This is a genomic window from Okeania sp. SIO3B5 (assembly GCF_010692555.1).
GTDB lineage: Bacteria > Cyanobacteriota > Cyanobacteriia > Cyanobacteriales > Microcoleaceae > Okeania.
Genome location: NZ_JAAHHG010000324.1, coordinates 1 through 11,325 on the forward strand (window position 1 = coordinate 1; position 11,325 = coordinate 11,325).

Here is an 11,325-nt window from a genome sequence, read left to right on the forward strand (position 1 = left end):
TGTTGTTATTAACAAAGTGACATACTCCCACACTAACCATTCGGTACAGTGTGGGCTTCTCGCTTCGCAGTCCTGCCATTGCATCGGACTCCACGAGCTTTAAGAACGGGATGCCCCGCCGCCCTTTTTGCAGAGTGAAAAACTACGCACCTAGTTCCGCAATAAGATTTTACGCTCCCAACGGATTACTAGGATTTATGGGATACAACCCCATATCCTATTTAATTTTCATGGTTCATCGCTGGTGGTTGTTAGCTCTTATTTCCAGCTTGGTACTACTATAACATAAAATTTGTAAATGAATGGGACATCGAGTCCCATTTATTTACCGCCGATTCATCTCACATCAAATTGAAAATTATGGTGTGAGGCTTCTCGACGGTTTAACTAAAAAAAATTGAAACAGAATTATTTGACCGAGATTATATTTTAGCGATTAAGGCTTACCAAGAACGTTTACCAGTATCTTGTTCGGGAGATTTGGTTAAAGAAAATAATAGTTTTGTGTTGAAAAATATCAGTGATTTTCAGCTTTTAAGTCTCTAGTAAAATAAGTCAGAAAGAAAAGTAGAGTGTGATTTACAGCAAATTCCTCCCATAAGAAGTACAGATATTAATAATTAAATCTTCCCAGTCCGAGCATCTTGCTCGCGTGATTGTACCTCACCAAACGCATGATTGTACCTCACCAAACGTATGATTGTACCTCACCAAAGTGGAATACGCTGTAAGTAGAAAGTTAAACTGTAGAATTAGGAGAATTTGAAGATGGCTTTAACAATTTCCGATGAAGGTTTGGAAAATATTCAGCTCTCAAGTGAGATTCGAGAAAAGGCTTTACAAAAAGCGAAAGAAGGATATGTAATGGCTTTATTAGAAATTGGAGAAATTAGCAGTGGTAGAGCTGCAAAAATTTTAGGTGTTTCTCGGATTAAAATGATATAAATGATGAATAAATGGGGAATTTCTATTTTTGATGAAGAGCAGAATTTGGAGGAATTACGTCAAGAAGTGGAACAAGCAAAATTGATTTTAAATCAGCATAATTCTTAAATGATTATTGTTTCTGATACTACCCAAACTATAGCAATTCTTTAACCTATGAAGTACAGTTTTATATCCCCCCTAACCCCCCTTAATAAGGGCAGGGCTGTTTCATTCTCGATAGACACGGGGACACGGAGACACACCAGACACGGGGATGGAGGTTTTTAAGCGGCGTTGAACCAAATATTCTCTCAGAGCTTAAAGACGCGTACTTTGCTGAAAAATCGGCAAATTTTGGCAAATTTCACTGTTCCACTATTCCCATTACTCCCATTCTCCCGCGCATTCTTAATTACAATACTTTAAAACAGCCCTGCCCTTAATAAGGGGGGAACCTTCAAAGTCCCCCTTAGAAAGGGGGATTTAGGGGGATTGTAAATCTACCTCATAACTATGGGAATTTCTATAATTTTTTTTCAATCCTTTCCTATTCCCTCTTCCTTCCAAAATTACTGAATTAATTTCTCCCAAGCCTGCTATAAAATCTCTGCAGTTTAACAAGGGGGGAGCCTTCAAAGTCCCCCTTAGAAAGGGGGATTTAGGGGGATCGTAAATCTACCTCATAACTATTGGAATTTCTATAATTTTTTTTCAATCCTTCCCTCTTCCTTCCTCCTTCCAAACTACCGAACCAATTTCTCCCAAGCTTCCCATAAAATCTCTGCCCTTTCCACCGGACTTTTTGGCAAATATTCCCTCGCCTTTTCCAAACACATCTGTGCTTTTTGCTCATCTCCAGACTTCTTAATTGCCAAACTCAACCATAACCAAACCATCGGTTGATTCCCCTCAATATCCAAAGACTTAAAATAACTTTCCACAGCCTTTTCATATCTTTGCAATTGATAAAATAACACCCCCAAACTCCGCCACCCTTGCCAATGATTAGGTTGCAATTTCACAGTCTTTTGATAACAAAAAATCGCCTCTTCATAACGCTTCAACTGATAACAAACCTCAGCCTTCTTATACCAAGCATCGTAATTATTTGGTCGAATAGAAATAGCACGATCATAAGAAGCGATCGCTGCCTCAGTTTTCCCAAATTCTTGCATAATTCGACCTTTAATAACTTGTGGAATTCCCCCAAGCATTTTTGTTAACAAAGAAGGATTATTTCCTATTGTTTGAGAATTTGAAGAGACAAAACTTTTCTGATATTTTACAGACTCTAATTCTTTTAAAACCTCCTCTACAGACTGATACCTTTGATTAATATTCGGAGCCAAAAGCTTATCAATAATTATCCCCAATTCTTCACTAATAGGAGACTGTAAATATTGTCGCCAAACCCACTTACCCTCAACCACATCAAATAACTCAAAAGGCGCTACTTGAGTCAACAAATATATACAAGTAACCCCCAAATTATAAAGGTCACTGGCAGGAACCGCCTTCCCCGCCAACTGTTCCGGAGCAACATATCCCGCACTACCAATCATCGTTCCAGTTTGGCCAAGAGAAGATTCCGTAATTACCTTACTAGCTCCAAAATCCACCAACACCAACTGGCCTTTAATTTCCCCTCCACCATCAGGAAGCGTAATAGAATTGCGCCGAATAATATTTTCAGGCTTAATATCCCGATGAATCACCTGCCGTTCGTGGACAAATTCCAACACAGGCAACAAATCCCAAAGTAACTCCTGAATCTGATTTTCTGTAAAAGCTCCATTAGTCACTAACTCCTGCTCTAAATTTTGCCCATCAATAAATTCTTGAATGAGATATTGTTGCTCACCTTGTTGAAAATGAGCCATTAATTCTGGGATTTGAGGATGTTGACCCAACTCATCAAGTCTGATGGCCTCCCGACCAAACAACTCAGCAGCTTTTTCCGCATTAGTACTATTTTGAGGAAAAAATTGTTTAATCACACACCGGGGTCGAGAAGGTTTATACTCATCCACAGCCAGAAAAGTTTTGCCAAAGCCACCTTGACCGATAGGTTTAATAGTACGGTAGCGATCGCCTAAAAGTAATTTAGCTCCGCAGCTCTGACAAAATCGATGACCGGAAGGATTATATGGCTTTTGGCATTCAGAGTTAAGACAGTAGCTCATGCTTATTTTTAACTTGAAAATTTCTTTCCAAGGAGAGGTCATTATTAATTATTAGAGGTAATTATTAATTGTTGAATCCTACCTCCTCGCTCCCAAGCCATTTCTCCTGTCTCCTGTCTCCTGTCTCCTGTCTCCTGTTTCCTGACTCCTGACTCCTGACTCCTGACTCCTCCGTTCTATCAGAGCTCAGATTCGAGAACCGAAGAAGGGATAGGTACCTCTTCAACAGTTGGATGTTTTTCAATAGTTAAAGTTGATTGTTGAGAACCAGATAGTCGCTTGAGAAGCTTAGGTTTAGGATCATGTAACAAATAAATAATCTGATCGCCTGGTTGCCAATTTTCCGTTGCAGATAAAACTTGAAGACTTCCTTGCCTTTCAATCAAAAGTGGCATTAACTCCCCTGCTCGAATAAGTGCCTTAAGGTGAGTCTTTTGAAACTCAAACCCCAATTGCTTAAGAACTGTTTCCCCTAATTTCACTTCTCTGTCAGAGAGATATTTATTCCAACTTTTGATATTTAACTCTGAAGTAAACGCTTGTTGAACCTTCTCTTTACCATTTTGACTTTTATTCTGAGGACTTTTCGGATAAATAGCTAATACTCTTGGTGGCTTAAATTCTTCTCCTGCTCTTTGAGCCAAAACTAAATTTACCTCTTCATTCTTAGTCATTGCTAAGAAAGTTCCTACTGATTCTAAACCAGCCTCTTCTAAGACATTAGTATCAAAAGCACTACTCTTATATACTTGTAAACCTTCCTTTTCTGCCTGCTGACAAGCTTCCTCATCCGTATCTATCAATACCACTGATTCACCCCTGTCCTTAAATATACGTCCAATTAATCGCGACAGAGGATTTGAACCCACAATCACAGCACCAGTAGCAGCACTAGAAGTAATTCCCAAAAATTGAGCCACGAATCTTGCCGTCAGTCCTTGACTAAATACCGTCATAATAATAGTCAAGAATACCAAAGCCTTAATAGAGTCACCACCATTTAGACCTTTCTGAGTTAACAAAATAGCAAATAAGGAAGAAACTGAAGCTGAAACTATTCCTCTGGGAGCAACCCAACTAACAAATACCTTTTGTCGCCAATTCAGCCTACTATTCCAAGTACAGATTAATACGTTGAGAGGGCGGACCAGAAACATCAAGCTCAAAACTGTAAATACACTTCCCCAACCTAGAGCAACAATACTTGCTAAAGATAGGTCTGCTGCTAGTAAAATAAACAACACTGAAACGGCCAACATTGTTAGTTGTCCTTTAAACCGCCTTAATAATCGTAACTCTGGTATTTCGGCTGCCCCAACCACAATTCCAGCTACTACTGTGGCCATCAATCCTGATTCACTGCGGACTTCTTCTGCTAGACCAAACATTCCCCAAAGAGCTGCCAAAACTACCAGATTTGCTAATTCTTCAGAAAGAAACCTTGCTCTTTTGAGGGCAAATTCTAAAATCCAGCCTCCTGCTGCACCAATTATAGTCCCCATTCCTAAACGCACAACTAGGTCCCTAAATAATCCTAGAGGATCAGCACCTTCATTTAAAACTATGTTGAGTACCAATACCGCCAGAATTGCTCCTACAGGATCGATGAGGACTCCTTCTCCTTCCAATACGGTAGCTACCTGTCGGTCTACTGAAACCTGTTTGAGCAGTGGCCCTACTACTGTTGGCCCTGTAACTACTACTAAGGAGGCATAAAGGAATGCGATCGGCCAGGGAAACTCACCTAACCAGTGAGCGGCCATACCACCACCAATTAAGGTTATTAGTGTACCTATAGTTACTAAGTTGCGGATACTACCGGAAACTTTTCCTAAGTCTCTAAGTTCCAAATTCAAGCCCCCTTCAAATAGAATGAGGGCTACAAATAAGGATACTACGACTTCTAGACCATTTCCTAGTAGGTTTGGATGTACCACTCCCAGAACATCTTTGCCGACTAAAATACCAAACAGTAGTAAAAAGACTATCGCAGGTACTTTCAGGTAGGCGGCCAGAACTTGGGCTCCAATACCACTGATTACAGTCAGGATGATCAGTAAAGTTATGTCAAATGGTATTTCCATAAATGTTATCTTTAATTCCCAGGCTTACCAGCTTTTTTTCTTCAGCTTCAGGTTTTGATTCTGAAATTATGTGTTTTAATTTTTTTTGCTGGTTAGTTTTTCTGTATTTTATTCTTTATTTTAGCTGTGAAATTATTATTTAGAAGGATTGATTGTTTATTTAAAATCCGGTGAATTTTAGGAATTATCTGAGTAAAACAATTGAATCACAAAGTTTCTGATTTTTTTATTCCCTAATTAATTTGTGTGTAAATTTTATCATCTAAATATTTGCCCATAATTCTTTTGAAACAGAGAAATCCCTTTCGTATTATAACTACTCTTAACCAAAGTGCAAATATGGCTATTTTTGACTTTTACCGGAAAGTAGAGGTAGGTGCTTGCCCCTTTAGGGGCAGGGTCAATTTATTGTCATTAGAGAAAAATTGATGGGGGGATAGGGAGATGGGGAGATGGGGAGATGGGGAGATGGGGAGATGGGGAGATGGGGAGATGGGGAGATGGGGAGATGGGGAGATTTGCACAATTAAATGTATTTCTTATGAATATTCTAGGCGCGACAAAGAATTAGCCCTGCCTTTTAACCCACATTCCGCACCACAAAATGTAGCATAAAAATCTAAGTCAAAAGTCAAAAGTCAAAAGTCAAAAGTTAAAAGTAAGAAGAAAATTATAGTGATCAGTAGGAATTAACAATTCAATAAGTATTTGACTCTTGATCGAGGTATCGGAATTTTATACTAATTTTTATGTTACAAATTGAAGTGCGGAATGTAGGTTTTAAGGCGAAATATTTTTGGAGCCTTGCTCAAATTCTCATTACAAAAATAACTTCAGTAGGGGCAAATGGCCATTCACCCCTACTGACTTCTAATATCATGCCCGGTAGCATCGTTTGTCTATAAAATTTAAGGTGACACTCTTGAGAAAACCTTCTGCCTCCTGCCTCCTGCCTCCTGCCTCTTGCCTTCCTTCCAACAAAGTCTAACTATTCAACCGGACATGATATAACTTCGCTAAGAAACTGTCATACAAACTCTAAAAAAAACCTAAAAAGCGTCGGGAGGAAGTACGCAGCGCCAGTTTTAATGGCTGGTTGAATAACGACACGCGGGTAATAAAGCGAAGTAAAAATCTGCTATACTAGAGGAATAAGGAACAAGGTTTGTCGCCATGACATGACCGCGCTTTGCGGTGAAATTCCGGTGGACAGGAGACGGGGAATTAACTTCCTACGACGGCTGTTAGCTCCGCATTCGGCACCGAAAAGCAAGTAGGCAGCTAGAGCAGCGAGAAGATTGCTCCAACCAGTGCGAGTAAAACCACTCGTGAAAGCTAACAAAAAAAGTAAACTCACAGCTAGATTTCGGTCTATGCCGAGGAGTTTAGGAGTCTGCCCTTCAGGCTTTAAGCAAATGTGGATTTATGAGGGGCTGCGTGCGGAAGTAAATTCCGCACTTTAAACGCCCTGTCCCATTTGCGGTGGACTAACCACAGAATCCAGGGTGTTTCAACCCCTAGAGATGTCAATCGTGCATAACACAATCAGCAATTGCACAAACTAATTTGTGGTTTTTCAAGAATGCTTTGATGGATAAATTTTCTATCTTTGCAATGTAAGCATTCAGCAGGAAATGCTTACTTTACAATTATGATTTCCTCACGAATTTTGACTCCTGACTCCTAGTCTCATACTACATTCTGAAGTGCGGAATGTAGGAAATGAGATTAGCATATCTGGAGTTAGTTGCCTATTTTGCTGACGCAAGGCTGCATATTTTATCTTATGGAGCAAAACATTGAGGATCGCCTACCATAGTCTGTAACATTATTCTCAAGAGCAGGCGTCTTCTCGGTGGAAACGCCATCTACATTAATTTACATAAACTCGGTTTTTTGTTTGATTCGCATTCCACAGGAAACCAATAACCTTTTTACTGATTGCAAGTTGATGAGGAGTTAATCACTTTTTTTACTCTTCTATAAAATTTAACATTAGTCAATTGAGTTCCCCTCAACCATTTAACTCTTTTCTGATGTCTCAAATTTAAATGCTATACATAAAAGCTTTTTTAGTTCAATTAATTTAGTTGAATGCAGCTACTAAAATACTTAAAATAAATGACTATGTTCTCTATCTAGACATTCTTCTCCTTGCCAGACTCTACCAGTATGTTCACATTCTTCTTTAGTTTTAAGCCAAGGAATTTCTGCTGGAGATATCGAAGGAATTTCCGTAGGATATATAGGTTTATTAGCTACAACCCATTTATCATACAAATGATATGCAATAGCTCCAGTTAAAAATAGAGCATCTCCACATATGACTGTAAATATTAATGTTTTTAATACTAATTTCTTGGTTTTACTCTTTTTACGCTCACGCTCAAAAGTAGAATAAGAACCCTGAATTAAATTACTTTGTCTTAACATAAGCCCTCCCGTATATCAAAAGTAAGCATATATGTAGTAAGCCTTAATTAGCCCACTTACTCTCTATTCAAAAAAAAAATAGAGTAGGAATTATTCATCCTTTAGTGATTTACATTACAACAAATAAATAGTAATGGAAAATTTACTTGAACTGCAAGTACTTCTACTGAACTTCATCAAAGCTTCACAATTAACTACAATCTCAAAATTATTGTTATTTCTAGAATGTGTGCAACACATTATTGTTAATACAATATTTGTTGATGAAAAAAACCTTTTACCATGAAAAATTGTCAATCATGTGGTTTATTGAATTATATTAATACTGCTAATTTAATGAGCGATAGACATATAGATGATTTGATTTTATTACTATGTACAATTTTACTATTTTCTTGAGGGTATAAAATCTTTTGTCACCACAAGCATCAAAAAGAAAATTGATAATCCTTCACTGAAATCATTTGTAGTAATTTTTAAGTAAAAAAAATGAAGTAACAAAAATATATTTTAGGTATCTTTAGGTATCTTCGATCGCTATAGCTATTTCTCTTTGGGGGTTTGAGCCTTAAATAGCAGTTATAATTTATGAAGTTTTTGTAAAGTAGTAGAACATTGAATCACTTCATCAAAACTTCATAAAACTCTGATTTTATTGGCCTAATTCTTGAATATACTTAAAGTCAAAGTTACACTATGGCAAAATCCAGAACAAGTATAAAATTAACTTTCGTTATCTATAGTTAATTTTCGTTATCTATAGTTAATTTTCATGTTTTAGACAGCCAATTAATGTAGAAAAACGAACTTTCTTTCTAGGTGCTAAAATTTTCTGTTCCTTGATAGATAAATTGGGAAAAGTTGATTTTTGCTTTCTCTTTTATTATCTCAAGGCCAAGACCAGCAATTTCTAAACCACCTGTAAAGTACACCAGCTTGAGCTTGATTGGCAATACAAAGAGCAATACAACCAGTTCTGATAGTAGCGAGTGTAATTTGCTTGAGGTAGTTAGTAATCATTGTTTAAATTTCCTAAAGTTGCTTAAATCTCCTAAGTAAGTTATCGGTTATTGTCTTAACAGTCTTTGCTTGTTTTGACATCCTTATTATTACTGAAGATTTATGAGGTTACTAGGTAGAAAATACGGAACTTTTTGCTTTATAAAAGCTTTGTGACATCAGTGTAAATACTTACATTAAGTCTGGATAACTGGACTTTTGGAAAAAACTTATCCTCTTACAGCAGTTTTCATTTGAGTAAACCACTGTAGGGACGTTCCATGGAATGTCCCTACAAGGTTTTGTTTGTGAAGATGTGGTTCATCGACTTGAAAAGCGCTGTAATATCATGTCCGGTTGAATACTTACACTTTGGAGGAGGTAAGGCAGCTATGCTGGAGGCAGGAGGCAGAAGGAAAGAAGAGGTTAGAAGGGGAAAGGTTTTTTATCACTGATTATCCGGACATGGTATAAAACAGGGCAAATATACTTAGGGTTTGCGCTCAAAAGTCTTTTTGCTAAGACAGGGAGTAGGGAGTAGGGAGTAGTGAAGAGTCAAGAGGAATCAGGGGTTGTAGAAAACATACAAAGGAAAAATTATTCCAGGCCCAAGTCTACCCAATTCTTACCCAAATACTCAATTTTTGAGCATTCTTAGGGGAAAACAGGGGTACTTTTTCACTACCTAAAAAGCCTAAAACCTTTATCTATGAAAACTTTTATATTTAATCAGCAAGCCCTACTTATTACCTTAGTTACAGTCTTCTATTTTGAAAAGCTAGAATCCAATTGTCTCAAAAATTAGACATTCTTTGAAAAGTGCCTATAGCAAACCTGATTTAGTATGAATACATAGAAAAATCTTCTAAAGGTTAATAGTAAATTTATGGATGAACAAGATTATTTAGATTTCTTGATGGAGGTATTTGAGGCGATCGCCGACAGCAATGGCGACTCCAAAAAAGTAGTCTACCAACTTTTACAAGCTAACCTAGACAAACTAGACAATAACTTTGCTCAGTTCCTACAAACCTGGGCAACAGCTAAATTCTCAGAAGTAACAACAGAGGAAGCAAAATCTATTGCCAATACTATTTGGGATTTCAGCTACTACCTCCATGAGTTCCCACTTGGCAAAAAAGCAAATAACATGGAAATTAGGATTGCTGGTTACGAAGCGGTGTTAAAAGTTTTTACCCGTGAGAGTCACCAGGAAAATTGGGCAGCTATTCAAAATAATCTAGGTAATGCCTACCTTTACAGAATCAGAGGTGACATTGCACAGAATATAGAAGATGCTATTGCTGCATATCATCTGGCTTTGGAAGTTCGTACCAAACAAGACTTCCCCATCAATTGGGCAATGACTCAAAACAATCTAGCTATTGCCTACAGTGACAGAATCAGAGGTGACATTGCACAGAATCTGGAAGATGCTATTGCTGCATATCATCTGGCATTAGAAGTTCGTACCAAACAAGACTTCCCCATCAATTGGGCAACGACTCAAAACAATCTAGCCACTGCCTACCTTTACAGAATCAGAGGTGACATTGCACAGAATATAGAAGATGCTATAGCTGCAGATCATCTGGCATTGGAAGTTTACACCAAACAAGACTTCCCCATGGATTGGGCAATGACTCAAAACAATCTAGCTCTTGCCTACAGTAAAAGAATCAGAGGTGACATTGCACAGAATATAGAAGATGCTATTGCTGCATATCTTCTGGCTTTGGAAGTTCGTACCAAACAAGACTTCCCCATGGATTGGGCAATGACTCAAAACAATCTAGCCATTGCCTACAGAAACAGAATCAGAGGTGACATTGCACAGAATATAGAAGATGCTATTGCTGCATATCATCTGGCTTTGGAAGTTTATACCAAACAAGACTTCCCCATCAATTGGGCAATGACTCAATACAATCTAGCCATTGCCTACAGTGACAGAATCAGTAGCAATGGCGTACAGAATCTGGAAAATATCATTAAAACTTACCAATCAGAAAATCTAGAATTGGCGATCGCTGCCTATCAAAATGCTTCAGAAATCTACACCCGTGAAGCTTTTCCTGAAGATTGGGCAGAAATTCAACATAATATCAGCAAGCCCTAATTAACTGCATATTCTGTAAATTTTCTTTTAAAAGGAGAATGAAAACCAATAACAATATCATGTTTTGGCACTCCCAAGTTTACCAGTTATTCAGCAATCTCTATTTCTGTTGTATTGTGCTGAATCCAAATTTTCCCATCTTTGATATCTAAGTGTAAAGTACATCCATAGACCAGAACTTTATTTTGCCAACCCATATTTACAATTTGATAGTGATGATTTGTGGTATCGCAAACAAATTGTCATTCTATGTCTTGATTAAGGGATTTATAGCTAGCGTATTCTTGCAAAAGTTGTTGAATTAAATGGCTATATCTCTCTACATTATCCATTGTTTAATTACCTCCAATGATTGATTGATAATTTAATTATATTGGCGAGCTAGAAGCTCGCACTGGATAATCTAAATTATCCATTGTTGAATTATCTCCGATGTTGGTTCATAATATCAAATCCGTTTAATTGGACATAAAAAAATTCTTCAATCGTCATAACTACGCTCATCTTTGTAATTCTTTCTCCTCCTGACTCCTGACTCCTGACTCCTGACTCCTCCTTACTTAACCATTCTATGGCTGAG

7 protein-coding genes and 1 pseudogene are annotated in these 11,325 nt (G+C 37.7%); 3 read left to right on the forward strand and 5 right to left on the reverse strand.

What is annotated here, in order from left to right:
• Positions 1–768 precede the first annotated feature (768 nt).
• The gene (locus tag F6K54_RS30235; RefSeq protein WP_293086135.1) at positions 769–945 is read left to right on the forward strand and encodes a hypothetical protein; all 177 of its coding nucleotides are present in this window, start codon (positions 769–771) and stop codon (positions 943–945) included.
• A gap of 725 nt (positions 946–1,670) precedes the next feature.
• Here the strand turns inward: F6K54_RS30235 and F6K54_RS30240 are convergent.
• Together F6K54_RS30240 and F6K54_RS30245 are read right to left on the reverse strand one after the other, a co-directional pair.
• The gene (locus tag F6K54_RS30240; protein WP_293086137.1) at positions 1,671–3,110 is read right to left on the reverse strand and encodes a tetratricopeptide repeat protein; all 1,440 of its coding nucleotides are present in this window, start codon (positions 3,108–3,110) and stop codon (positions 1,671–1,673) included.
• Between the two features lie 179 nt (positions 3,111–3,289).
• Entirely contained in the window at positions 3,290–5,194 is a 1,905-nt protein-coding gene (locus F6K54_RS30245; protein WP_293086139.1) for a sodium:proton antiporter, read from the reverse strand.
• Between the two features lie 444 nt (positions 5,195–5,638).
• Here F6K54_RS30245 and F6K54_RS30250 point away from each other — a divergent pair, with 444 nt between their 5' ends.
• Positions 5,639–5,809: a hypothetical protein gene (locus tag F6K54_RS30250; protein WP_293086142.1), complete on the forward strand. Its 171-nt coding sequence runs from the start codon at positions 5,639–5,641 to the stop codon at positions 5,807–5,809.
• A 1,497-nt stretch (positions 5,810–7,306) separates the two neighbouring features.
• Here the strand turns inward: F6K54_RS30250 and F6K54_RS30255 are convergent.
• Positions 7,307–7,627: a hypothetical protein gene (locus tag F6K54_RS30255; RefSeq protein ID WP_293086144.1), complete on the reverse strand. Its 321-nt coding sequence runs from the start codon at positions 7,625–7,627 to the stop codon at positions 7,307–7,309.
• Positions 7,628–8,515: 888 nt separating this feature from the next.
• Positions 8,516–8,647: a hypothetical protein gene (locus tag F6K54_RS30260; RefSeq protein ID WP_293086147.1), complete on the reverse strand. Its 132-nt coding sequence runs from the start codon at positions 8,645–8,647 to the stop codon at positions 8,516–8,518.
• A gap of 865 nt (positions 8,648–9,512) precedes the next feature.
• Between F6K54_RS30260 and F6K54_RS30265 the strand changes: the two genes are divergently transcribed.
• Positions 9,513–10,745, forward strand: a complete 1,233-nt coding sequence (locus F6K54_RS30265) for a tetratricopeptide repeat protein (protein WP_293086149.1) — start codon at positions 9,513–9,515, stop codon at positions 10,743–10,745.
• Here the strand turns inward: F6K54_RS30265 and F6K54_RS30270 are convergent.
• A pseudogene (locus F6K54_RS30270) lies at positions 10,742–10,975 on the reverse strand (XisI protein); the annotation flags it as partial. The gene F6K54_RS30265 and the pseudogene F6K54_RS30270 overlap by 4 nt on opposite strands.
• Positions 10,976–11,325 lie beyond the last annotated feature (350 nt).